Source organism: Acidobacteriota bacterium (assembly GCA_022340665.1).
Classification (GTDB): Bacteria; Acidobacteriota; Thermoanaerobaculia; order Thermoanaerobaculales; family Sulfomarinibacteraceae; genus Sulfomarinibacter.
In genome coordinates this window covers 1-23,443 of sequence record JAJDNM010000012.1, presented here as the reverse complement: position 1 = coordinate 23,443, position 23,443 = coordinate 1, and the positions used below count along the sequence as shown (strand labels likewise).

Here is a 23,443-nt window from a genome sequence, read left to right as displayed (position 1 = left end):
TTATGGGCAACCGATCAAGGAGGAGCTTCTGATGACTGTTCCTGAGGAACTCAAGTACGCACGTACGCACGAATGGGCCAGGGCCGAGGGTGAATCGGTCGTTATGGGCATTTCCCATTACGCACAGGACCAACTCGGCGAGGTCGTGTATGTCGAGCTGCCGGAGGTCGGCAACGGTTTCGATGCCGGGGACGAACTGGGCACCCTCGAATCAGTCAAAGCCGTCGCCGAGTTCCTGTCGCCGGTCGCCGGTGAGGTGATCGAGGTCAACGAACGGCTCGAAGACGAGCCTAACCTCGTCAACGACGATCCCTATGGCGATGGCTGGCTGGTCAAGCTGAGCGGGTCCATCGATGACGACAATCTGCTCGACGCAACCGCCTACCAGGAACTTCTGGAGCAGGAGGACGATTGATGCATCCGTGGATCGGTGCCGGTCCCGAAGATCAACAGCACATCCTCTCGGTGCTGGGTCTGAGCTCGATCGATGGTCTCTTCGGCTCGATACCGTCCGGGGTGTGCGTCGACGGGCTCGACCTGCCGCCGCCGCGCGACGAGGGTTGGCTCCGGCGCGCGTTCGACGAGATGGCATCGGCCAACGTCGCGATGGACTCACTCCCGTGTTTCCTCGGTGCGGGCGTATATCGCCACATCCAACCGAGCGTCGTCGACGCGGTCTTGTCGCGGGCCGAGTTCTTTACCTCGTACACCCCGTACCAGCCCGAGATCTCGCAGGGCACCCTGCAAGCGATCTTCGAGTTTCAGACCCTGATCAGCCGTCTCACGGGCCTCGATGCGGCAAATGCTTCACTGTACGACGGAGCTACCTCGCTCGTAGAGGCGGTGCTCTTCAGTCACCGAATTCTCCGCGGCAAGCACGATCTGGTGGTGGTCGCGGAAACCGTCCACCCGATGTATCGCGCAGTTCTCGACACCTACGCCCACGCCGCAGAGATCGAAGTCATGGTGGTCGCGCCGGGCGACGACGGCCGGCTCGATTCGAACGCGGTGCGTGAGGCAGCTGGTGATGGGGCCTGCTGCGTCGCTGTTCAGTCGCCGAATTTCCTCGGAATCGTCGAAGACTTGCCATCGCTGGCAGAGGCCGCCCACGAATGTGGTGCGCTGGCGGTCGAGGTCGTGACCGAGGCCGCGTCTCTCGGCCTGCTGAAAGGCGGAGGCAGCTTCGGTTTCGACGTCGTCTGTGGTGAGGCACAGTCATTCGGGATCGCTCCCGGATTTGGAGGACCGCACCTCGGTTTCTTTGCCTGCGCCTCGAAGCATATTCGCCAGATGCCTGGCCGACTGGCTGGAGAGACGGTGGACGAGGGCGGGAACCGCGCGTTCTGCCTCACGCTCGCCACCCGCGAGCAACACATCCGACGCGCCAAGGCGACCTCCAACATCTGTACCAACCAGGGATTGATGGCGCTCGCCGCCACCGTCTGGCTCGAGGTAGTCGGCGGAAGCGGGCTGCATGATGTCGCCACGGCGAGTCTCGCGGGTGCCGAGGAGCTCAAGAGAAGGGTTCGGGCGATCGGTGGTTCGTGGACAATTGCCTACCCCACCAGTCCGACCTTCAACGAGTTCCTGTTGACCGGGCCGGGGACCGGTCGGGAACTCGTGGAGAAGCTGTTCGCCGAGGGGGTACTTGCGGGCGTTCCAACCACCGGTTGGGCCGGCTCCTGGCCCGACGGTATTCTGGTGGCGGTTACCGAACGAAACTCGGCGTCTGATATCGAAGCCTTCGCCAAAGCCCTGGAGACACTGAGATGAAGCGGCGCGCGATCCGGTCCGAGCCGCTCTTTTTCGAACGCAACCCGCACCGCGTACGGCGGCAAGGCTACTTGTTGCCATCTCTCGAGGTGCCTGAGGTCGACCCTACTGCCCTGCTCCCGGTCGAACTCCTTCGCGAACCGGACCCCGACTACCCTGACATCGCCGAGATGGAGGTCGTCCAGCACTTTCACCGGTTGAGCCAGCTCAACTATGCCGTGGACGAGGGCCTCTATCCCCTCGGCTCGTGCACCATGAAGTACAACCCGCGCATCAACGAGCAAATCGCCCGTTTGCCCGGCTTCGCCTCGCTCCACCCGCTCCAGCCCGAGTCGCAGATCCAGGGTGCGCTTCGGCTCATCTGGGAACTCGAGGAAGCGCTCAAGACGATCACCGGGATGCCCGGCGCGACCCTACAACCTGCGGCCGGAGCTCACGGAGAGCTGACCGGCATCCTCATGATTCGCAAGGCCCTCGAAACACGGGGGGAAGACCGCGAAATCGTTCTGACGCCGGACTCCGCCCACGGCACGAACCCCGCGACAGCAACCTTTGCGGGCTATCGTGCGCAGGAAATCCCTTCGGCTGAAGACGGCACGGTAGATCTTGGAGCCCTGGACAGCATGATGGACGACAAAGTTGCCGCCGTCATGCTCACGGTTCCGAACACCCTCGGTGTGTTCGAGCACCACATCGTCGAGGTTGCCGACCTCGTGCACCGCCGTGGCGGCTTGATCTACATCGACGGCGCCAACCTGAACTCCTTCGTGGGCCGCGCACTGCCCGGATTGATGGGCGCCGACGCGATGCACATCAACCTGCACAAGACCTTCTCGACACCGCACGGCGGCGGTGGGCCGGGCGCCGGGCCGGTCACGGTATCCGACACGCTCGTTGCGCACCTCCCGCTGCCCAGAGTCCGGCGTGAGGGCGACCTGTTCGGACTCCAATGGGAAGACACGTCGTCGATCGGGCACATGCGAGGCTTCTACGGGAACTTCCTGGTCCTGGTGCGGGCGCTCACTTATATCTGGGGCCTCGGCGCCGATGGCCTGCGCACGATGTCCGAGGTCGCGGTTCTCTACGCGAACCTGATTCGCCATCGCCTCTCGGGCGCGTATCACCTCAAGTTCGATGCTCCAAGCCTGCACGAGGTGGTCTTCGACGACAGCAACCAGACCCGCCACGAGGTGCACAACGTCGACATCGCCAAGCGCCTTCTCGATTTCGGTTTCCATCCGCCGACGATGTCCTTTCCGCTGATCGTTCACGGAGCGCTGATGATCGAGCCTGCCGAGAGCGTTTCCCCGGAAGAGATAGAGGCCTTCTGCCAAGCCATGCTGGCGATCGCCCACGAGGTCGAGACGGACCCGGAGCTGGTCAGATCGGCCCCTCACGACACGCCGATCGGACGGGTCGACGAAGTGCGGGCTGCACGGAACCTGAAGATCACTTGGACGCCCGACGAGGAGGGCTGACGGCCCGACGGCGGCACGGCTCAACGGCGCATTATCGAAACCACCAATTCACTCAGGCGATTCGAAACCAAGGGCCGGTGATGCGGCGGTCTCGGCATGCCGGACAACGGCCAGGTGGATGCAAGGCGGTGCTTTTGAAATCGAAACCACAGGCTTCACACTGTGCCGGCCTGACCTTCAGACGACGTCCCTCCGGCCGAACGCTGCGTTCGATGTGGCGGAGGTCTTCTTCGAGGACACTGACGGTCAGGCCGAGATCCCGGCGCAGATCGTCGAATTCCCACTCGCCTTCTTTCAGCAGAACGACGATTCGCTGACGGCGGGTTCGGCCCATCTCGGTGTCACTCGGTGGACTCGGCGTTCTCGGCCAGCCACTGGTGGACCGGAACGTCGTCGATGTACAGCTCCTCGATCACGCCGATGCCGTTTCGCACTCGAACGCTGACGGAGGCCTGGCGACGACCGCCAGAAACACCCCACACGGCGCGCTCTGTTTCCGGCGCCAGATCCTCGTCCATGTAAAACCGTTGCGACGGCATCGACACCCAGGCATGACGAGTGCCATCCTCGTCCGGCGCGATGATTCCGGCCCGCAGACGCAGGTACGCGCCGTTCGACGGCGGTTCCACGTCGACCTGTCCCAGTCTGGCGAACCCGTCGATCCCGACCTCGATCGGTACGAAGACACGCTTGCCGGAACCGATGTCGAGATCATCCGCCACCGGCGCACGGTCTTCCGCGAAACGGATCGCCACATAGCGGCCGCGGAAGGCATCCACCGGGTCGACCGGCTGGATGCGGAAACGGAACGCCTCCCCGTAGCGCAGAGTGAGCTCGTGCTTCACGATCGCACCACCCGCCACGGCCAGCTGTACAAGCGCGACCAGAACGAACAGGGCGAGCCTCGACGATTTCATGGCCCACTCCCCCCGACCGCGCGATTGCGCCGTGACAGGAGCATGTTGGCGACCAGGAAACCGATGCCAACGAAGATGAAGGCAAGGCCTTTGAAGATGAAACCGAGGTCGGAGTCGAAGAACCGCACGATGATGAGCAACGCCACCACCGCCATTCCGAGATTGACCACCGCCAGGTTCTGGCCTCTCACGCCTTCTGAAAGGGTCGCGACACCCACTACGAAGAGAAGGAGGTTGAACGCCAACGCTCCCAGCCAGTCGATGTCTGTCGCCGCCGTCACCGGCCACACGACCGCGACCAACGGGACCGAAATTACCCACAGGAGGACGAGGCGATCTCGCTGGCGGTCGATGATGAACGCGATCGCCACCATCGCTGCAGTTGGCAGACCGACGGCAAGGAGCACATCAACCCACGAGGCAATTTCGTTGAGCTGTTCCGCCGTGATGATGTGCTGCCAGCCTATGTTTTTCCAGGGCTCTTCGAAACTCAGGATGGTCCAGAGAATGACGCTGCCGGCGACACCGACCACTTCGAACGGTCTCCGCCACAAGCTCTCCTCGTCGCGCCGGAATGCGGTACCGAGTGTGATCAAGAGGGCGAAGAGCCCAACGTAAATCAGAATCCACAGGCCAGGCACCCTGTGCTCGAGTCCGAGGCCCGCGGCAACACACACGAACAGGGCAATTGCCCACTGGAGATTGGCGGCGCGCAGACCGCGCCGATCAGAGCGCAGGACCTGGATCAGGTGCGGGACGACTGCCGCCGCCAGCGGCCAGATCACGAGAATCTGCGAGCCCTCAGCCTTTGCCGCACCCGCCCAACAGGTGAGTGCAGCGAGGAATATCACCGCCACCGCCGTCGAGTCGAGCAGCCACGGCAGTGGTGCCAGGAGGAGGGCCCAACGCCATAGGAAGGACGCGAGATCCCCGCCGGTGTGGTAGGTCTGGTCGACCAGGGCAATTGCCTCGGCCACCGTCAGCGCGAGCAGGGTCGCCGAGCCCTCCCGCCACGCCGTCGAGCCGAACCTCTTGACGATCATCCAGCCAACAAGCACCTGGGTCGCCACCAGTGGTGAAAGGGCGATGGCGGCTCGCGTTCCACGGCCGAACGACTCCCAGTTGTGCGCCAGCAAAAGAATCACGCCTCCGCCGATCAGCACGGCACCGAAGACCGCGAAGATGGCGACCATGAGTTGGCGGCCCGTTTCAGAGGTGTCGGTGTAATGGGCGCGCAGGCGCTCGGCGGCGGCAGCGTCAACAACGCCCCCGGCCTCCAGCTTCGGCAGTTCGCGCAGCAACCATTTGACAGACAGCTGTCTCATGACCGCCTCAGGTTATCACCTGATACGTCCAGTCGTTCGTATCTGAGGTCCCTACCTCACTGGGTATTCGGGCCGATCAGGTCGAGACGGCGGGTTCTCCTCCAGCGCCCGGAGGACTTCGGCGATCGCCCGATCGAGCTGTGGATCGCCACCGTCCAACATCAACGACGGGTCATCCACCACCTCGATGTCGGGCTCGACGCCGTGGCCCTCGACATCCCACTCACCGTCCAGGTTGTAAAAGGAGAATGTGGGCACGGTCACCCGTCCGCCGTCGATCAGGGCAGGAAAGCCCGAATAACCGATCAGCCCGCCCCACGTGCGAGTGCCGATCAGAGGCCCGGCTCCCGCTGCGCGGAAGTAGTAGGGAAAGGCATCGCCGCCCGAGCCACTCCAGGCGTTGATCAGCATCGCCTTGGGTCCAGTGTGAGCGATCGTCGGCGTCTGCCAATCGGTGCCCGACCGCACGGCCCAGAAGTTGTAGAGCGGACGATTGAGGAGCTCGACGAAACGGTCCGGTACCTGCCCACCGTTGTTGAAGCGTTCGTCGATGATGAGGCCCTGTTTGTGGTACTGGGCGCGGAACATCCGGTAAAGCTCGGTCTGGCCGCCGCGGCCGGTGCTCGGCACATAGATGTAGCCGACCCTTCCGTCGGAGACCTCGTCCACCTTTCGGCGGTTCCGCTCGATCCAGGCGAGGTTGCGAAGCCGCGCCTCGCTGTCAATCGTCTCGACGAGCACCTCACGCGCGCCGTCAGGAGTCGGCCGGTCGTTGACCGTGAGCAGAACCGTGGACCCGGCCAGCCCCTCGAAGGCAGCCCAAGGGTCTTTTGAAGCATCGATTGGCGCACCGTTGACCGCCAACACCCAGTCTCCCTCCGCGATATCGACGCCGGGCTCTGCCAGGGGCGACCGGACGTCCGCATCCCACGCAGCCGAGGTCACAATCCCGGAGATACGATACGCCCCGTCAGCGAGCTCCCAATCGACGCCGAGCAGGCCAACACCGCGGCGCTTGCCCCGTTCGAGATCACCGCCGCCGCGGTACGAATGCGAGGTGTTCATCTCTCCGATCAGTTCACCGATGATGAAGTTGAGATCCCAACGGGTGACTGCATCGTCGAGAAGCGCGCCGTAGCGCTCGCGCATCGCCGGCCAGTCGACCCCGTGCATGTTGGGGTCGTAAAAATAGTCGCGCTCGATCCGCCAGGCATCGTTGAAGATCTGGCGCCACTCTTCAGGCGGATTCACGACCATTTCCATCGACGAAGTGGCCAGCGGTTTGTCCATCTTCTGTTTCTCAGCGACGCCGACGATCGCCACCTTGCCGTTGGCGATCACGAGCATCTTCTTCCCGTCGGCCGATATGACATACCCGTCGGCGTTGTCGAGGATCGTCTTTTCCTCGCGATCCTCGAGATCCCAATACACGATCGGCGACGACTCGTCAGCCGATCCGGTGTTTGGCTGGCGGTGGTAGATCACCTTGCCCTCGGCAGCATCCAGGCTCGAGTAATTGCCCGCGTCAGGCGGCAGGATCACCGCCCGGGCCTCGAAACCCTCGAGATCGATCTCCACGGCCTTCGTGTCGTCGCCGCCTTCGTCGCTCTCGCCGTTGTCGTCCTCCTTTTCGTCGTCCTCGTCCCCGTTTTCCTCGACATCGTTGCGAGGAGCCAGCGGCGAGGGCACGTCTTTCCTCAGCGGCACGGCCATAACGTTGGTCGAGTTCGCGTAGATCCAGGTGGCGTCGAAATCAGAGTAGCTGGGCGTGAAGGTGCGATCGGAAAGAAAGTAGAGATACTTGCCGTCGGGATCGAACACCGGATTGGAGCAGCTGACGAAGCCCGATGTCACCTGGTGGCTCGTGCCGGCACTGGAGTCAAACAGGAAGATGGCCCGCTGCCGGTTATCGAGGCCACGCGAGTAGGCGAACCAGCGGCTGTCCGCGGACCAGCTCACCTTGAAATTGCCCAGAGGTGGGTGGGTCATCCAACGCCCACGATCTACCTCGGTCAATCCGCCAGTGCCGACGTCGAGCAGATGAATGACCTGCATGTTGTCGATGAAAACTACCTTTTTGCTGTCCGGCGACCACATCGGCGTGTAGCGATACCCGGATCCGAGTTCGGTGATGGTCTTCTCTTCGCCCGACCCGTCGGCCGGGCGGATTGTGAGCTCGTACTCCCCGGTACGATCCGAAAAATAGGCGATCGTCTTACCGTCCGGCGACCAGGCCGGGTGGCGTTCAGCAACACCGGAGGTCTGGGTCAGGTTTCGCACCACGCCGTGCTCGGCGGGCAGAGAAAAGACCTCGCCGCGAGCTCCAAGCAGCGCCCGCATGCCGCTAGGCGAGATGTCGCCGTCACTGATCTGTTCGCCAACGTTGACCGGCCGCGGGCGGAGGGTGGCGCGGTCGGTCACCACCTGGATTTCCACCGGTTCCGCGGTCTCGGTCGCCAGGTCCATGACGTAAAGCCTGCCGCCGTACTCGAAGACCATGTCCTGAGGGCCGATGGCCGGGAAGTGGATATCGAAGTCTTCGAAGAGCGTCACCTGACGAACCGTGTCGGTATCGAGCTCGTAAGCCCAGATGTTGGCCCTCATGTTGGCGTCACGATCAGACAGGAAGTAGAGGGTCGAACCGTGCCACATCGGCTGGCTGTCGTTGGCCTCGTGATGGGTGAGATTTCTGGCCTCAAGGCTCTCGAGCCCGAAGAGCCAGATCTCCGGCGCGTAGCCGCCCCGGTACCTCTTCCAGGTTCGGAAATCCCGCGACAACGGCATGTAGGCGAGCGTCGCCCCATCCGGCGAAATGGCGCCGAACTCGCCGTAGGGCACCGGCAGGACCTCGGGCAGGCCGCCGCTCACCGGCACTCGGTAGAGCTTTCGGAAACGCTGCTTCTCACTCGTCATCGGGGTGGCGAAGAGAATGTCCGTCCCGCCGGGATACCAGTCGATCATGCGATCCGGATCTGGATGGTGGGTGAGACGGGCCGGCAGGCCGCCCCCCGTCGGCATTACGAAGATGTCCTGGTTGCCGTCATAATTCCCGCTGAACGCAATGTGCTGGCCATCCGGAGAGAAGCGTGGGAAGCTCTCCTCTCCCTTCGGTGTGCTCAGTCGGTTTGCGATTCCGCCCTGCTTTGAGACGACCCAGATGTCGCCACCGTATACAAAAGTAATATCGGTCGCCGAGACGTCGGGTTGGCGCAGGAGCCGGGCGTCGATCTGGGCGCCGGCCGAGCCGGCGATGAGCAGAATGAAGCTTCCGAGGACGAGCCAACGGGCCAGGTTGTGCATAAAATCCCTCCAAAAACGGGTCGGCCGTTCGGGCCGGACGCCTATTCTACGGGATTCCCTGAAAGAGATTCCCCGTCTGCGGTATAAACGCCTCCGGGAGTAAGCAGTGCAGCGACCCGAAATGGACCTCGACAGTTTTCAGCGTCTTCTGTGGTCATTCGCCAGCCACCGCGTGATCACCGTGGCCGGTCGAACCGGCATTCTCCGGCTGCTGGCGGAAAAGCCGCTTACCACAGAGGCGATCGCCGCGGAACTCGGGCTCGACGAGTTCGCCACCGGAAAGGTCGTTCGAGCTCTTGCAGCCCTCGGTGTCGCGACTCCAGACGGCGACCGGTACCGCGCTGCAGACGGCATCCGCGACCACTTCCTCCCCGGAGCCTACGACGTCGTCCCGTTCCTCGAACACTCGCACTCGATGTACGAACGATGGGGCGACACGCTCGAACCGTGGTTACGCGGGGAAGATTGGCCGGTCGCCAAGCGCACGCCGGAGGAAACCCGCCGTTTCGGCGCGGCGATGCGCGCCATGGGGGCGCAGATGGCGCGTAGGGCCGCTGACGCCCTCGATCTGGACGGAGTAGAACGGGTGCTCGATGTCGGCGGGGGCTGGGGCCAGTTCGCGCAAGCCATGTGCCGAGTTAGGCCGGGACTTCACGCGATGGTCCTCGACCGACCGGAAGTGGTCGACCAGGCCAGGGCCGAACTCGAGGTATCCGGGCTCGAGGACGCGATCGAGTTCCTTCCCGGGAACTATCTCGAGACCGAGTATGGATCCGGCTACGATCTCGTGCTCTTCGCAAATGTTCTGCACCAAGAAACGGCCGACCGGGCGGCGGAGCTGATCAGGCGCGGTGCCGAAGCCGTGACCCCCGGGGGGCGTGTGACGGTTGTGGATTTCGCCATAGACGACGACCGCCGCGAGCACCTGCTCGGCGCTCTCTTCGCCATCAACATGCGTTCCTTCGGAGACACCTGGACCGAGCCCGCTATCCGCCGCTGGATGGAGGACGCGGGGCTTCAGGAGATCGAGCGCACGGATCTCGGCTCCGATCGGTGGATCATCAGTGGACGAAAGCCAGAAGGTTGAAAGTTGAGAGGCGTCTCTTCTCTTCAATTCCGGGGGGTGTGGGAGGAACTCTAAACTCTTGACCGTTTCACGCCGCGTCCGGCAGAGCTTCGTCGAGCAGGACTTCCTCGCTGCCGTCGGTGTAAATGGCAGAGTAGGTCCCGTCCTCGATCACCAGCGCCGACGGGCGACCACCCTGATACACCGAGGACAGCATGCCGGTGTCGATCAGTATGACCCGGCCACCGAATCGGACCTCGATCCGTCCCTCATCCTGGACGGTGTGGCCTTCAACCACTCTCTTTGCACCAATTCCGTCCAGGATGTCGGCCATTCTTGTGGCATCTACCTCCTCGTCCCACCGCGCACCGCCGCGGAACCAGAGTGGCCCACCGGGAGATTGGATCAGCCAATCGTTGGCACCTGCGAGCGCAGCATATTTCGGGTCGGGCGGATCCTGCTGACCGTACGCTTTCACCAGCGAGATGAGGCTTGCGGTCGACGGCACCAGTCTCTCGGCAACCATTTCCTCGCGCAGACGATCGTAGGTGGCCAACTCTTGCGCGACTTCCTGGTTGATTTCAGCCACACTGAGGCCCGCGAGATCCGGGCCGATGCCGCCGTGAACGAAGAGCACGTCGCCGATCATCACCGCAACCGGTCGTCCGCGAAGCCAGGCCCCAAAGCGCCCTTCCGGACCGAGCGCGTCGTTGTACTCAAACCAGCCAGGAGGGAAGGCCTCCATCCAGGCGTTCTTGACCTCGGCCGTGATCACCGGATTCTCGACGCCCAGCGCCTCGGCCTGCGCACGCCAGTACCTCTTGAAATCCTTGAATTCCCGCTTGCGTCGCTTCTCGGAATCCTCGTCGGCAAAGGTCGCGAAGACCTCGGGATTGACATCCCGGTAGAACCCGATCAGATTCATGCCCTCGTGATTCCCGAGCAGAACGACGACCTTGCCGCCATCCCCTGCGGCCTCATCTTCCAACCGCATCAGGAGGTCGAGGACCTTCCGCACTTCGACCCCGCGATCAAAAATATCGCCGGTCTGGACGAAGGTCGTGGAGCCACCAACCCAGTGAAGGTCCTCGTCGATAAGTTCTGCGCGTTTGAGAATCGATACCAGGCCATCGAAGTTCCCGTGGATATCACCCACCGCCACGACGCGCTCTCCGGCGCCGGCGGCCGGCAGTGCGCTCAGAGCCGACAGAATTACGGCAACAGCCAGGGTTTTGAGTCTGATGGATCGTTGGCAAACCGTCATGTGTCTACTCCCGAAGTAGATAACCCGTTCCCGCCGGAAGCTGTTCCAGCCCGACCACGAGCTGCCAGAACACCAACGCCGAGGATGAGCGTGCTGACCGCCAACGCACAGGTCGCCGGCACCGCCGGGTTGTTGTGATAGGGAGTGATGCCGCCGTAATACATGCCGAAGTGAACGATCAGGGCTGAGATCGCAGAGAGGAAGGCGAGCGGCGCCGTAGCGCGTTTGGAGAAAATCCCGAACAGAACTGGAGCGAAGGTGGCGGCAAACAGGCCGTAGATACCGTTTTGGGCGAAGATCGCCACCGAGAGTGAAGGCGCGACGATCTGCCGCCACGCCAGAACGAGAGTGATCGGCGCGAGGGCCACCAAGAATATCCTGCCGACCTGCAGGAGCTGACCGCGCAAGCGGTCCTCGTCCACGCCGCGCGACCTGGCGATAGTCCCGAAGAAATCATTGCCGAAGATCGTCGACAGGGCGAGGATGACGCCCTCGAGGGTCGAGAATCCCGCTGCCAGCACCCCGACCATGATGAACGCCCGCAAGCCGGGGGTGAAGCTGGAGGCGATGTAGGTCGCAACCACCCGGTCCGGTGGCAGGTCGCCACCGAGCTCGATTCGCGCGTAGAGCCCGACCAGCAATACGGCTGTGAATATCGTGCCAGCCACCATGGCGGTGACGAGATAGGTGTTGACGTCTCGCTCCGACCGCAGGTAAAGCGATTTCGAGATGATGTGTGGTTGCATGATGATGGCGAGACCAATGACAAAATTGGCGACAACGACTTCGAAGAGATCTCGGAAGAGCAGGCTCTGAGGGTTGGTCATGCTGCCGTAATGAGGCGCCACGGCATCGAGTTGGCCGAAGAAACCCGACAGACCATCACCGAAGAGCGCCGCGCCAGACACCACCAGGATCACCGCAACCGCCAGCATCGTCATCGCCTGCAGACTGTTCGACCAGACGTGGAGGCTGGCGCCGCCGAAAAGTATGTAGCCGAAGGTGAAAATCACGACCATCAGCAGCGCCGGCCACATCCCGATCTGCAACACGCTCATCAGGACCAGCACCAGGGCGGTGACTATGAGGACCAGAAAGGTGACCTGCAGCATACTGGCGATGGCAAAGAAGACTGTCAATCGCCTGTCTCCGTAACGCTCGCCCAGCCACTGCGGCACCGTCAATACGGTGAAACGGTCGCCAACCCGGCGGAACCGCTTACTGGTCACGACCAGGCCGATGAATATTCCGAGCGGTGCTGCCATGCCGTAACCGACAACGCCCGACCACCCGTAGGCGTGGATCAACCCGGGGTTGATGACGAAGGTGGCGACCGACGTCATGTTGGCTGCCAGTGAAAGCCCCACGAAGAATGGCGGCACACTCCGACTGCCGACCGAAAAGGATTTGATGTCTGATGCCCGTCTGCGGTTTCGCCAGGCGAGGAAGATGATCACAGCCGCGTACGCGATCAAAAGAACCCAGGACAATAATGTCTCGTTCAACGCGATTTCCTTCCGTTGTTGCTGGATACTCGATGCTCGATCCTGGATGTCCGTACACCGATGCCGCTTGCGAGGTGGTCAGGCGGATCCAGCATCCAGAATCCAGCATCCAGAATCGGGAGGGAGGGAGGGCGCAAGCTCACAGCTCCCGGTACCAGCGCAGGAGGCACGAGACCATCTGCGTGCGCGGGTTCAGGTTGAGGGCGCGGCTGCGGCGCTCGACCTCAAGCAGATCAGTAGCCAGCAGCGCCAACTCCTCGCCGTGTGGTTCGTCCTCCGCCTCACCGGCCATTTCCAGTGCAACCGCCGCCACCGAAGCGAAGGGTGAAACGTCGTTCGGCAACACGTGGGGCAGACGTAACAGGCCCCGCATGTCACCCGTTTTCCCGGCTTCGAGGGCCGCGCGGATGCCTGCAAACGATTTGTCGGCATCATCCGACATCATCGAGAAACCTGCCAACTCGGGCACTGGGAGGTCGCCATCCAATTGCCTCGCGACGGCCACCGCACCCGGCAGCGAGAGCTGTTGGCAACGTGATCGGATGGTCGGCAACACGGCGGATTCGTTGTCCGTCATGAGGACGAACATCGCATGCGGTGGCGGCTCCTCGAGGGTCTTGAGAAAAGCGTTTGCGGCCTCGGCACCGAAGGTTCCGGCCCCGACACCGTCGAAGATCCACACCCGCCGTTCACCCTCATAGGGCCTGCTCCGAGCGGTTCGCACGACCTCACGCACCTGATCGATCTTGATGACGCCCTTCGCTCCGACCGGCTGGACGGCCACAACGTCCGGATGCACCCCTCTCCGCACCCTTTCGGCGCACGGGTCGTCACTCCAAAGGACATTCACACCGGGACACACCAGCAACGCCGCCGCCTCGACCGCCGCCAGCTCTCGCCCGAGGCCGGCCGGCCCCACCAGCAGCAGCGCGTGTGGCAGACGATGACGATCACGAGCCAGAAGGAGAAGATCGAGGGCTGGTTCGACGATCGCCCCCCAGCGATCGCGCTCGAGCTCATTGCCGTTCCACCAGAAAACAGGGGCGTCACTCACCTCAAGGCCTCAGGGAGAAGCGGATGGACGCGCGCGAACACCTCCTCCGGCGAACCGCTCGCATCGACCACCTGCACACGATCCGGTTCACGTTCGGCGAGTTCGAGAAACCCCTCGCGAACCCGGCGGTGGAACGCGGCTGGTTCGTCGTCGAGCCGGTTCTCGCGCGATGACCCCTCGGAATTCCGGGTGCGGGCCCGGGAAAGCGCAGCCTCCGGATCCATGTCGAAGACCAACGTCAGATCCGGCTCGAGCCCGCCCGTTGCCAGCCGATTGAGAGCCGCCACCTCGTCCCAGCCGAGGCCGCGAACCAGGCCCTGATAGACCAACGACGAGTCGGTGAATCGATCGCAGAGCACTACCTTGCCGTCATCAAGGCCCGGTCGGATCACCCGTTCGACGTGGTCGTGGCGGGCCGACTCGAGAAGGAAGATCTCACTCAAGCCGCCAGGCTCGAGCTCGGGGTCGAGGAGTAGCGCACGCACCGCCTCGGCGAGCCTGGTGCCACCGGGTTCACGGGTGACGATGGTCTCATGACCGATGGTGCTCAGCCAGTCGTTGAGCAGGACCAACTGCGTGCTCTTTCCGGTCCCCTCGCCGCCCTCAAAGGTGATGAAATAGCCGTTCGACATCCGGGTGAGTATAGCTGCGCCGGCCACTGTCCGATCCCGCTCCCGCTCCCGACGACCGCGTTGTGACATCGAACACCGAATTTTCCGGGGTTTCGCACCAACAGATTGCTCATACCGAGCACAGGCGTCCCTTTTTCTTCACGTGCGGGATCGGGATCGGGGTCGGGACGGGGATTGGTAGGAATCAGCCCTGCCCGACAACGCGGAGGAAGGCCTCCTCGGCGCGGTAGGAGGAGCGGACGAACGGCCCGGCAAATACCTCCAGCCCGATTTCGGATCCAGCCGATTCGAGTCTTTCGAACTCCTCCGGTTTCCAGTAGCGTGCCACCTCGATTTGCTGGGGGGTCGGCCGAAGATACTGGCCTACGGTCACAACCTGGCAGCCCGCATCGCGAAGGTCCGTCAGCACTTCGACGATCTCCTCCTCGGTCTCGCCGAGCCCGACCATCAGACCGGACTTGCGGATCATCTCCGGAGCGCGCTCTGCAACCCTGGACAGAACTTCGATCGCCCATTCGTACCGCCCAGACCGACGCACCCGGCGGTAGAGCCGCGGTACAGTCTCGACGTTGTGGTTGTAAACATCCGGACCGGCATCGATGATCAGATCCACGGCCTCCGTATCGCCACGGAAATCCGGTGTCAAAACCTCCACTGTCGGCGGTTTTTCGAGCTCGTTCAGGCGGCGAAGACAGCTCACGAACCCACCGGCTCCACCATCGGCAAGGTCGTCCCTGTCAACTGCGGTGATGACGACGTGCTCGAGATCCATCTCCACGACTGCGTCAACGAGCTGCTGCGCCTCTTCGGGATCCAGGGGTGATGGTCGCCCGTGGGCGATCGAGCAGTAGGAACAGTTGCGCGTACACACCCTGCCGTTGATCAGAAAGGTCGCTGTGCCGCGCGAGAAACACTCGGATCGGTTGGGGCAACGTGCCTCCTCGCAGACCGTGTGCAACCCTCCCGAACGCATACGCGTTTTGATCTCGTGAAGCTCTCCCAGCCGCAGCCGCCGAGACCGAATCCACTCCGGCAACGCCGGCCCGGGAGCACGACCGCCGAACGTCATGGGACGACGACCCAGGCGTCGGGGAACCCGGCGGCACTCATCCGTTGCGCCACACGGTCGGCAGAGGATCGGTCCGGGAACGGTCCCAACCGGATTTTGAAAAGGGTCGGCGCACCGGCATCCTGCACTGTGATCAGGTGCTGGTGATCGCGAGGAAAGCCGAGTCCTTCGAGTTTTTTTCGCGCCGCTTCCACGGACTCTCTCCTGGCGGACGCCAACACCTGCACGAAGAAATCAGACGATGCCTGAACTGCGGTCGGTGCCGGCCGGGTCGGAGTCGGGGGCAGCGGTGTCGCTGTTGACGTCGGAGTCGATGTCGGTTTCGGTGGTTCGGTGGCTCGAGCCACGGTGGTGGGTATCACGACCTCGGGGATGTCGGTTGGCGTCGCGGCCGCCTGCAGGGCGGTCATCTCCTCCCCACCGGTCTCGCTGGAACTCAACACTGACCAGGCTGCCCCGTAGCCGAGCGCGAAGGCCAGGACCATGACCAACGCCAACGCGATCAGGAGCACGGTCAACCAACGTGCGCTCAACTCGATGACGTAGTAGCTACGACTCATGTCTCGCAGGATACGTTATCCACGACGAATTTCTCTCTCCGGGGTCCGCGCTCGCGCGATCTTCTCACTCTTTCCTATTTGGCGTCACCGTGAAGCCTTCAAAAAAGTCGATCGGCATCGGGAAGACGATCGTCGAGGCGTTTTCGGTGGAGATCTCCGAGAGCGTCTGCATATACCGCAGCTGGACCGAGATCGGGTTCTTCGACATCACGGCCGCCGCTTCCGCCAGCTTGGTCGACGCGACAAGCTCGCCTTCGGCATGGATGATCTTGGCCCGCTTCTCGCGCTCCGCCTCGGCCTGCCTGGCCATCGCGCGTTGCATATCCGGGGGCAGATCGACGTGTTTGACCTCGACCATCGAGACCTTGACTCCCCACGGGTCAGAGTGTTCGTCGATTATCGACTGCAAACGAACGTTCAGCTCCTCGCGCTTGGTCAGCAGGTCATCGAGCTCCACCTCGCCGAGCACCGAGCGCAAGGTAGTCTGGGCAAGCTGGGAGGTCGCGTAGACGTAGTTCTCGACCTCCACCACCGCCTTGACCGGGTTCATCACTCGGAAGTAGACAACAGCATTGACCTTGACCGACACGTTGTCGCGAGTGATTACGTCCTGCGGCGGAATGTCGTGTACGACCGTTCGCAGGCTGATCTTGACCATCCGGTCAACCGGCCAGAAGACGAACACGAATCCGGGCCCCTTGGGTTCCTCAAGCACCCGCCCGAGCCGGAAGATCACACCCCGTTCATACTCGTTGAGGATGTTGATCCACTTGAATATCACGAAAATGCCGAAGAATACGGCGATCCCGAGTCCGGGTCCGAGAACCTGCAACATCATCCACTTCCTTCCTCGTCATCACCGACAGCGACGACGTCGATCACGCGATCATGTACCCTAACCACGCGCACTTTACTTCCGGCCGCTATCGCTTCACCGACCGACCGACCGTCCCAGTATTCACCGTGCACTGCGACCTTTCCGTTCGGTGTTAACTCGCTGATTGCCCGCCCCACATTGCCAACCAACCCCTCTCGCCCGGTCAGAGGTCGGGCGCGGTGGGCGCGGAGTACACGGGTGAGGAGGAACCCGGTCAGGATCGCCACGACTACAGCGGTCGGCAAAACCACTCCAAGACTCACCCGCATGTCCGGGATCGGCCCGTCGAAGAGCATCAACGAGCCAAGCACGAATGAGATCACACCGCCCACCGTTAGCAGTCCGTAGCTGGTCACCTTCACCTCCAGGATGAAGAGCATCATGGCCACGAAGATCAACGCGATGCCCGCCCAGCTCACCGGCAATACAGACACCGAGTACAGGCCGAGCAGCAGGAAGATCACACCCACCACCCCCGGCAGGATGCCACCCGGATGGGTGATCTCGACGTAAAGGCCGAGCGCACCCAGCGCCATCAGCAGGTATGCGATGTTGGGGTTGGCGAGAACCGAGAAAAGACGTTCGGCAAAGCTCGGTTCGATTTCAACCATCTGCGTCCCACTCGTTGCGAGAGTTTCCGTTTCTCCGTCGAATCGTTCGATCTCCAGACCGTCGAGCTGTTCCAGCAGATCGTGGATATCGTCTGCGATTAGGTCGATCAACCCCTCTTCGAGCGCTTCCTCGGCGGTCAGCGAAATGCTTTCAAGGACCGTCTTCTCGGCGGTTTCCGGATTGCGTCCGCGATGCTCGGCAAGCGAACGCACCATCGCCGCGGCGTCATTGGTCACCTTGTCGCGAACGTCCTCCGGCAGATTCTCCCCCTGCCCACCGACCGGATGTGCAGCACCGGTGTTGGTGCCCGGAGCCATCGCCGCCACGTCTGCCGACAGCAGAATAAAAAAGCCGGCCGACGCAGCGCGGGCGCCCGGCGGATTGACAAAGACGACCACCGGCACCGAACAGGTCGTGATCGCGGTCGTGATATCCCGCGTGGTGTCGACCAACCCACCAGGCGTATCGAGCTCTAGCACGACCAGCGAAGCATCTCGTTCGACGGCTTCGGCCAATCCCCGTTCGATGAACTGTTGTGACGCCGGCTGGATCGTGTCCTCGACCCTCAGGCGGACGATCTCCGCGCTCCACGCCGGAGCCGCGAACACCAGCATCGTCAGCATCGCTACGGACCATCGCAGGGGGCATCGCATAACGAAGATGATAGAGCCGAATGTGGCTCGCGACAAGCGATCGCCGCCGCTCGGCAAATTCTGAATTCTCACCCAACCACCCGGAGAAACGGAATGCGACAACGGTTTCCTCACTACACGGCCTCCAAGCTCCTCAGTGTTGTCAACATTCTTTACGTGGGAACGCCTTCCCCCATTCCGAATTCCGGGTTCAGAATTCCGAGTTCAGCGTGTGTTGCGCATGCCCTTTTGCGCGCGCTTCCACAGGTTTCGAACCGAAGCGCGATCCGATTTCCTCGGTCCTCCACGGGCATAGAGCTCTCTTTCCGCCAGCCAAGCCAGGTCGCTGATCGCTGCGCCAGCGCCCGGCCACTCGCTCCGCGCTGCGCTCGAGATCCAACGAATCGTCGCACCGGGTGGCACCGTGAGGCCGTTCCGTTCGAGACGGCGCGCAATCCGGTCCACCATATCCGCCGCCGGCCCCGAAAGTGTTCTTGCCATTCGGCCCGACGGCGTCCGGCGCCTGACCGTCGCCCACCACCCGACGGCAAGGACGACTATCGCGACCAGGATCCACACCGCGTATCGCCAGGCCGAAGGTCGGAGCACCGCCTCGAACCCTCGTGTCATCGCCGTCACCAGTTGCACCTGCTCGCCGAAACCGAAGGTCAGTACATGTCGGTCCCATGTAGACTGCACCCAATCCGCAGCCCAGCGGATCCGCTCAGTCCCGCTCGGTCTTGCGAGCGCCGGGATATCTGCCTCGGGCGTGGGATCGAAGGTGGACCAGGTGTCGCCGTCGCCGATCCAGGCCTCGACCCAGGTATGCGCGTTTGCCTGCCGAATGACGGCCTCTTCACCGTCGAGGGAAAGGTTCCCGCCGCTATACCCTGCGACCATCCTCGCCGGCACGCCGACATCGTTGAGCAGGGCCACCATGGCTCCGGCAAAGTACTCGCAGTGGCCCTGTCGCTCGTGCAGCAGGAACCACGACACAGGATCGGCACGTTGCAGGGTCATCCCGCTCAATGAATAACCGAAATTCTTTCTCAGGAACGCTTCAATCGTCGCCGCACGTTCTGCGTCCGACCGGCTCTCGCTGACAACATCCAATGCGAGCCGGTGAACGGCTGGGTCGAGCTCGAATGCAGGGGCATTTCCAGTCGGGGGGTCGGCAAACCTCGGCGGGTCATCTCGAGCCACCCACACCCGGTAGGTCACCGGCCCGGACGGGCGAGACGCAAGCACCACACCCCCCGTCGGGTCCATTTTCACTGCCACCGGGCATTCCAGGGCGACGGCTCCTTCCGGCAGAAAGAGATAGCGCCGCGGCCGAACCAGCTCGATTTCCAGCTCGGCGGCATCGGCAAGCCGGCGGTCGTCTCCGTGCAATCGGATCACGCCGTTTACCATTTTCGGTTCCTGGTACGCACCTCGCGGCGCCCACGAGTCAAGGGTCACCCGCTGGAGCGCCGTCGCCCTGAGGCGCATCCAGTCGGGGCTGATCGCCTCGCCAGACACCGATCGGACCACCATCGCCACTTGATGGGATTGCCGGATGGTGCCCACCCCCGCAAGGTCCACGTGGCTCGTGAAGCCGGTGACACTGCTGACACCTCCGCGACCTGCGATCCAGGGTGATCGCAGCCGAGGCAAGGCCATGAAGATCGGCACCGAGAGCAGTAGCGCCACAACCGCAGCTGCCGCGACGTGACGGATTCTGGGGGCCGGGATCCGTCCTTGCGTGGCGAAACCGAGGCCGTCGAGGTGGGCGGTGACGCCGATCCACCACCAAAGAGCTGCCGAGGCCGCAAAGTAAAGAACCACCGTCACATGAGTCGACGAGGTCAGGGCTACCACCCACACGATGAATACCAGGAGGAGAGCGCGCAGAAACGACCGTCTGTCCGATACCGTCAGTACGCGGACCGAGGTCAGAAGCACCAACAGATGGCCCAGCGGTCGCAGTGGTCCGACCCGGATGCCGCCGGCGACCAGGACCAGCAGAACAACCGCCACCCCGATCAGGTTGAGGACCAGCCCCGAGGGGCGGAGACTCACCGACGGCTTCAGCACGACCGTCAGAGCCACCGCGGCAGCCGTGATCCAGAACGGCGGCATCAGGATGTAGAGAAAGGGAAACGGCAGAAGAGCCCACAAAAAGGCGCAGCCGAGCAACATCCGGTAGTTCTCGACCGTCATTTGGACCCTGCCCCTTCAAAACCGAAGGCAATAGTCCGACCATTTCCCATCTCGGCAGGCGCCTTTCCATCCTTCGCCACGCCCTCCACCTCGGCTAGGGGCCGCAGGAGGGCCGGCGCCCTGCGAAATCCGCGGACGGGAGGTACGACCAGTTGACCCACAACTAATCCCACCCGAACACCCTCGCGCAGTCTCTGGACGACCCCGGTTGCCACCTCCGACACGAGTCGCTCGAACCGATCGACCTGGTGCGGATCGGCCGGATCATCGACCCTCGGATCCAGCACGTAGAAGACCGGTTTTTCGGCCACCTGCTGTCGTTCAACGACTACCAGGTGCTGCTGCCGCGCCGTCTGCTTCCAGTGCATCGCACGGACCTCGTCCCCCTCCCGAAAGTCACGGAGCTGGGTGACATCGCCCTCGCGACCCCGCGACTCGAGCGCATCCGGAGACCTCCGCCCACCACCGCGACGCACGGATGCAGCCGACGAGGCGAGGAGCTTCGGGTAGACCAAAACCCTTCGACCTTGGATCAGGCTCTTCGATTTCAGGAAGAAACCCAGTGGCAGCAGGATTTCCAGTCGCCACGGTCCGATCTCGTGCCAGCCCCGGCGAGGCATGCTGATTTCTACCGAACGCCGCCGCGTTGCACCGCCTGCCAGCAAGAACTCCTTGAGAAGGACACTTCCGCCGGCATCACGGACCACCAGTCCGTAGGCGGGAAACACGTTCGAGGTGTTGGTGAGTTCCACATCCACGACGACCGGGCGCTCTGCGTGGATATCCGGAGGCAGAAAAAGCTTCGCCTCGATTGCGCCGAGCACCTGGCGCGACCAGGTCCCAGACACCACATAGCTGCCGAGTGCCAGGCCGAGCAACGCCATCAGCGAGTTATTGCCCGTGTTCACCGCAGCCAGGCCGAGGATGACGCACGCCACCAGGAAGGCGGCACCCCATTTCGTGAGTCGGAGACGAAAACCGGGAAAGGAGTCGGCGAACGCCATGAGGCTTTGAATGAGGAGTTAGGAATGAGGAATGAGGAATGATCCCCCACCCACCCGAAGAGTTTCACGAAAACCGGGGGAGCGGGCGGGAATTCCTAATTCCTCATTCCTCATTCCTCATTCCTCCACGTCATCGCGGTACCGGAATCGACTCAAGGATCGCCCGAATCACCGCGCGCTCGGAGCGGCTCCGTTCCCAGCCGTCGCCGACCAGAGGATCCGCGTGCAGGAGGCGGTGGGCGAGCACCATCTCGGCAGTGTCCTGAAGATCGTCAGGCAACACAAAGGCGCGGCCCCTGACCAGAGCCAGGGCTTGGGCCGATCTCTGCCACGCGAGGCACCCCCGCGTTGAGACACCGAGCGCGAGGGCCGGGTGCTTGCGGGTTGTTTCCACGACCTCCAGCAAGTAGTCGAGGAGCACCGAGGACACATACACCTCGGGCACCAGATTCTGCATCTCGAGGACCTCTCCCGCATCGACTACCGGTTTCAACTGCTCCAGTTCCGGCTCCGCACCGCTCGCCCGCAACAGCTCGCGCTCCTCCTCGCGCCCCGGGTAGCCCATCGACAATCGCATCAGGAATCGGTCGAGCTGCGACTCCGGAAGAGGATAGGTCCCTGTCGACTCGACCGGGTTCTGGGTAGCCACGACGAAGAACGGCTCGGTCAACCTGTGGCGCGTCTTTTCAACCGTCACCGAGTGTTCACTCATGGCTTCGAGCAACGCCGACTGGGTACGCGGCGCCGCGCGATTGATCTCGTCGGCGAGGACCACGTTCGAGAACAACGGGCCCGGAATGAATTCGAAGTCTCCGCGGTCCTGCCGGTAGACCGAGATACCGATGATGTCCGAAGGCAGGGTGTCAGACGTGAACTGAATACGGTTGAAATCGAGGTCGAGCGAGCGCGCGAGGGCCTGCGCCAGGGTCGTTTTGCCGACACCGGGCACGTCTTCCAGGAGCACGTGGCCGCGGGCGAGAAGCGCGGCGATCAAGGCATCGACGATCTCCGTCTTGCCGCGGATGACGCGCACGATGGACTCGTGCAGCCGTTCCAGGCGTTCGAGTATGGTGTCCGAAACAGGATTCATTCTCTCTCCGACGAAACAGGGCGGCCTCGCCGCCCCACTAACCAGTATACGGAACTGTCTCGCCATCGTTGCCTCGGAAGCAAGAAACGGAGCCGCTGGTCTGCGTTAGTTTTGAGTTTTCAGATTTGAGGTTCGAGTTACCCCCACACACCCAAAACACCTCCGGGGGAGGATCGGAACTCAAAACTCGTAACTCAAAACTCAACACTCGGGGCTCCCCATACGGAATCAGGATGCGGTTACGATATTCACATGGCTCGTTCCGCAGAACACCATCTCCACGAGTACCTCGCCCATCTGGCGGTGGAGCGAAACCTGAGCCCGCGCACGATCGAGTCCTACCGGCGCGATCTCCTGCAGTTCATGGCGTGGCTCGAGGTGCAGGCCATCGATCTCGCCCGGGTCGATCGCACGACGATTCGCTCCTATCTCGGACACCGCCGCGATCAGGGTCTTTCAGCCCGTTCATCCGCCCGAGCTCTCTCCACGCTGCGCGGCTTCTTCCGGTTCCTGGTCAACACCCAGGTTCAAACCACCGATCCGACTGCCAACCTTCGCTCACCGAGCCTCTGGAAAACCGTGCCCCACGCCCTCTCTTCGGGGGAGATCGAGTCCCTATTGGCCGCACCGGACACCTCCACCACGCTCGGCTTGCGCGATCGGGCCATGCTCGAAACTCTGTACGCGACCGGCTTACGGGTCTCCGAGCTCGTCGGATTGACGCTGGAGCGGGTGCGCCTCGATCCGGGCTACGTGAGGGTGATCGGCAAGGGCCGCAAAGAGCGGCTCGTACCCCTCGGCGAGAGCGCAATCTCATGGATCGATGAGTACCTCGAGCATGCCCGGCCCGACCTCAATTCCAAGCGCCTATCGGTTCTGTACCTCAACCACCGCGGGGGTCCCCTCACCCGCCAGGGCTTTTGGAAGATCCTCCGCGGCCACGCCGCGAAAGCCGAGATTACTTCGCCTCTGAGCCCGCACGTCGTCCGCCACTCCTTCGCCACCCACTCGGTCGAGAACGGCGCCGACTTGCGCGCGGTGCAGATGATGCTCGGCCACGCCTCGCTCACCACCACCGAGATC

General features: G+C 62.9%; 20 protein-coding genes. 5 read left to right on the top strand and 15 right to left on the bottom strand.

Annotated features, from left to right (window positions below):
* Positions 1–31: 31 nt before the first annotated feature.
* From gcvH to gcvPB, 3 genes are read left to right on the top strand one after another with little or no spacing between them, the layout of a single operon-like run.
* Positions 32–415, top strand: a complete 384-nt coding sequence (gcvH, locus tag LJE93_01915; GenBank protein ID MCG6947656.1) for a glycine cleavage system protein GcvH — start codon at positions 32–34, stop codon at positions 413–415.
* Complete coding sequence (gene gcvPA, locus LJE93_01910) at positions 415–1,773, top strand: aminomethyl-transferring glycine dehydrogenase subunit GcvPA (GenBank protein MCG6947655.1); 1,359 nt, start codon at positions 415–417, stop codon at positions 1,771–1,773. The genes gcvH and gcvPA overlap by 1 nt, the downstream gene beginning before the upstream one ends.
* Positions 1,770–3,251, top strand: a complete 1,482-nt coding sequence (gcvPB, locus tag LJE93_01905) for an aminomethyl-transferring glycine dehydrogenase subunit GcvPB (protein ID MCG6947654.1) — start codon at positions 1,770–1,772, stop codon at positions 3,249–3,251. Before gcvPA ends, gcvPB begins: the two co-directional genes overlap by 4 nt.
* 52 nt (positions 3,252–3,303) lie before the next feature.
* Here the strand turns inward: gcvPB and LJE93_01900 are convergent, their stop codons facing one another.
* Genes LJE93_01900 through LJE93_01885 form a run of 4 tightly spaced genes read right to left on the bottom strand, consistent with a single transcriptional unit; the run spans position 3,304 to position 8,793 of the window.
* Positions 3,304–3,585 carry a transcriptional regulator gene (locus LJE93_01900; GenBank protein ID MCG6947653.1) on the bottom strand — a complete coding sequence of 94 codons (282 nt, stop codon included), beginning with the start codon at positions 3,583–3,585 and terminating at the stop codon, positions 3,304–3,306.
* A gap of 7 nt (positions 3,586–3,592) precedes the next feature.
* Positions 3,593–4,168, bottom strand: a complete 576-nt coding sequence (locus tag LJE93_01895; GenBank protein MCG6947652.1) for a GDYXXLXY domain-containing protein — start codon at positions 4,166–4,168, stop codon at positions 3,593–3,595.
* Positions 4,165–5,493: a DUF2157 domain-containing protein gene (locus tag LJE93_01890; GenBank protein MCG6947651.1), complete on the bottom strand. Its 1,329-nt coding sequence runs from the start codon at positions 5,491–5,493 to the stop codon at positions 4,165–4,167. The genes LJE93_01895 and LJE93_01890 overlap by 4 nt, the downstream gene beginning before the upstream one ends.
* 51 nt (positions 5,494–5,544) lie before the next feature.
* Positions 5,545–8,793, bottom strand: coding sequence for a PDZ domain-containing protein (locus LJE93_01885; GenBank protein ID MCG6947650.1), 3,249 nt, complete (start codon positions 8,791–8,793; stop codon positions 5,545–5,547).
* A 106-nt stretch (positions 8,794–8,899) separates the two neighbouring features.
* On the opposite strand from LJE93_01885, the gene LJE93_01880 reads away from it, so the two are divergent.
* Positions 8,900–9,880, top strand: a complete 981-nt coding sequence (locus tag LJE93_01880) for a methyltransferase domain-containing protein (GenBank protein ID MCG6947649.1) — start codon at positions 8,900–8,902, stop codon at positions 9,878–9,880.
* A gap of 67 nt (positions 9,881–9,947) precedes the next feature.
* On the opposite strand, the gene LJE93_01875 is transcribed toward LJE93_01880, so the two are convergent.
* The 11 genes from LJE93_01875 to LJE93_01825 form a co-directional block, all read right to left on the bottom strand.
* Positions 9,948–11,123, bottom strand: a complete 1,176-nt coding sequence (locus LJE93_01875) for a metallophosphoesterase (protein ID MCG6947648.1) — start codon at positions 11,121–11,123, stop codon at positions 9,948–9,950.
* Positions 11,120–12,628, bottom strand: a complete 1,509-nt coding sequence (locus LJE93_01870; protein MCG6947647.1) for a sodium:solute symporter family protein — start codon at positions 12,626–12,628, stop codon at positions 11,120–11,122. Before LJE93_01870 ends, LJE93_01875 begins: the two co-directional genes overlap by 4 nt.
* 139 nt (positions 12,629–12,767) lie before the next feature.
* Positions 12,768–13,682 (bottom strand): hypothetical protein, encoded by a 915-nt coding sequence (locus tag LJE93_01865; protein ID MCG6947646.1) that lies wholly within the window; start codon positions 13,680–13,682, stop codon positions 12,768–12,770.
* A complete protein-coding gene (gene tmk / locus LJE93_01860) occupies positions 13,679–14,314 on the bottom strand; it encodes a dTMP kinase (protein MCG6947645.1) in 636 nt (211 codons plus the stop codon). Before tmk ends, LJE93_01865 begins: the two co-directional genes overlap by 4 nt.
* Before the next feature lie 184 nt (positions 14,315–14,498).
* The gene (lipA, locus tag LJE93_01855; GenBank protein MCG6947644.1) at positions 14,499–15,383 is read right to left on the bottom strand and encodes a lipoyl synthase; all 885 of its coding nucleotides are present in this window, start codon (positions 15,381–15,383) and stop codon (positions 14,499–14,501) included.
* Complete coding sequence (locus LJE93_01850; GenBank protein MCG6947643.1) at positions 15,380–15,943, bottom strand: SPOR domain-containing protein; 564 nt, start codon at positions 15,941–15,943, stop codon at positions 15,380–15,382. Before LJE93_01850 ends, lipA begins: the two co-directional genes overlap by 4 nt.
* A gap of 64 nt (positions 15,944–16,007) precedes the next feature.
* The gene (locus tag LJE93_01845; GenBank protein ID MCG6947642.1) at positions 16,008–16,781 is read right to left on the bottom strand and encodes a slipin family protein; all 774 of its coding nucleotides are present in this window, start codon (positions 16,779–16,781) and stop codon (positions 16,008–16,010) included.
* Positions 16,778–18,085: a nodulation protein NfeD gene (locus LJE93_01840; protein MCG6947641.1), complete on the bottom strand. Its 1,308-nt coding sequence runs from the start codon at positions 18,083–18,085 to the stop codon at positions 16,778–16,780. The genes LJE93_01845 and LJE93_01840 overlap by 4 nt, the downstream gene beginning before the upstream one ends.
* 204 nt (positions 18,086–18,289) lie before the next feature.
* Positions 18,290–20,266 (bottom strand): DUF3488 and transglutaminase-like domain-containing protein, encoded by a 1,977-nt coding sequence (locus tag LJE93_01835; GenBank protein MCG6947640.1) that lies wholly within the window; start codon positions 20,264–20,266, stop codon positions 18,290–18,292.
* The gene (locus tag LJE93_01830) at positions 20,263–21,270 is read right to left on the bottom strand and encodes a DUF58 domain-containing protein (GenBank protein MCG6947639.1); all 1,008 of its coding nucleotides are present in this window, start codon (positions 21,268–21,270) and stop codon (positions 20,263–20,265) included. Before LJE93_01830 ends, LJE93_01835 begins: the two co-directional genes overlap by 4 nt.
* Positions 21,271–21,400: 130 nt before the next feature.
* Complete coding sequence (locus tag LJE93_01825) at positions 21,401–22,360, bottom strand: MoxR family ATPase (protein MCG6947638.1); 960 nt, start codon at positions 22,358–22,360, stop codon at positions 21,401–21,403.
* 252 nt (positions 22,361–22,612) lie between these two features.
* Here LJE93_01825 and xerD point away from each other — a divergent pair.
* Positions 22,613–23,443: site-specific tyrosine recombinase XerD (gene xerD, locus LJE93_01820; protein MCG6947637.1), on the top strand; the 831-nt coding region annotated here is incomplete at its 3' end.

Coding starts and splice junctions, on each gene's coding strand:
- LJE93_01850 (MCG6947643.1), bottom strand. CDS start 15,943: ATGAGTCGTAGCTACTACGTCATCGAGTTGAGCGCACGTTGGTTGACC.
- tmk (MCG6947645.1), bottom strand. CDS start 14,314: ATGTCGAACGGCTATTTCATCACCTTTGAGGGCGGCGAGGGGACCGGA.
- LJE93_01895 (MCG6947652.1), bottom strand. CDS start 4,168: ATGAAATCGTCGAGGCTCGCCCTGTTCGTTCTGGTCGCGCTTGTACAG.
- LJE93_01835 (MCG6947640.1), bottom strand. CDS start 20,266: ATGACGGTCGAGAACTACCGGATGTTGCTCGGCTGCGCCTTTTTGTGG.
- LJE93_01885 (MCG6947650.1), bottom strand. CDS start 8,793: ATGCACAACCTGGCCCGTTGGCTCGTCCTCGGAAGCTTCATTCTGCTC.
- gcvH (MCG6947656.1), top strand. CDS start 32: ATGACTGTTCCTGAGGAACTCAAGTACGCACGTACGCACGAATGGGCC.
- gcvPB (MCG6947654.1), top strand. CDS start 1,770: ATGAAGCGGCGCGCGATCCGGTCCGAGCCGCTCTTTTTCGAACGCAAC.
- LJE93_01875 (MCG6947648.1), bottom strand. CDS start 11,123: ATGACGGTTTGCCAACGATCCATCAGACTCAAAACCCTGGCTGTTGCC.
- LJE93_01840 (MCG6947641.1), bottom strand. CDS start 18,085: ATGCGATGCCCCCTGCGATGGTCCGTAGCGATGCTGACGATGCTGGTG.
- gcvPA (MCG6947655.1), top strand. CDS start 415: ATGCATCCGTGGATCGGTGCCGGTCCCGAAGATCAACAGCACATCCTC.
- LJE93_01900 (MCG6947653.1), bottom strand. CDS start 3,585: ATGGGCCGAACCCGCCGTCAGCGAATCGTCGTTCTGCTGAAAGAAGGC.
- lipA (MCG6947644.1), bottom strand. CDS start 15,383: ATGACGTTCGGCGGTCGTGCTCCCGGGCCGGCGTTGCCGGAGTGGATT.
- LJE93_01825 (MCG6947638.1), bottom strand. CDS start 22,360: ATGAATCCTGTTTCGGACACCATACTCGAACGCCTGGAACGGCTGCAC.
- LJE93_01890 (MCG6947651.1), bottom strand. CDS start 5,493: ATGAGACAGCTGTCTGTCAAATGGTTGCTGCGCGAACTGCCGAAGCTG.
- LJE93_01845 (MCG6947642.1), bottom strand. CDS start 16,781: ATGATGTTGCAGGTTCTCGGACCCGGACTCGGGATCGCCGTATTCTTC.
- LJE93_01830 (MCG6947639.1), bottom strand. CDS start 21,270: ATGGCGTTCGCCGACTCCTTTCCCGGTTTTCGTCTCCGACTCACGAAA.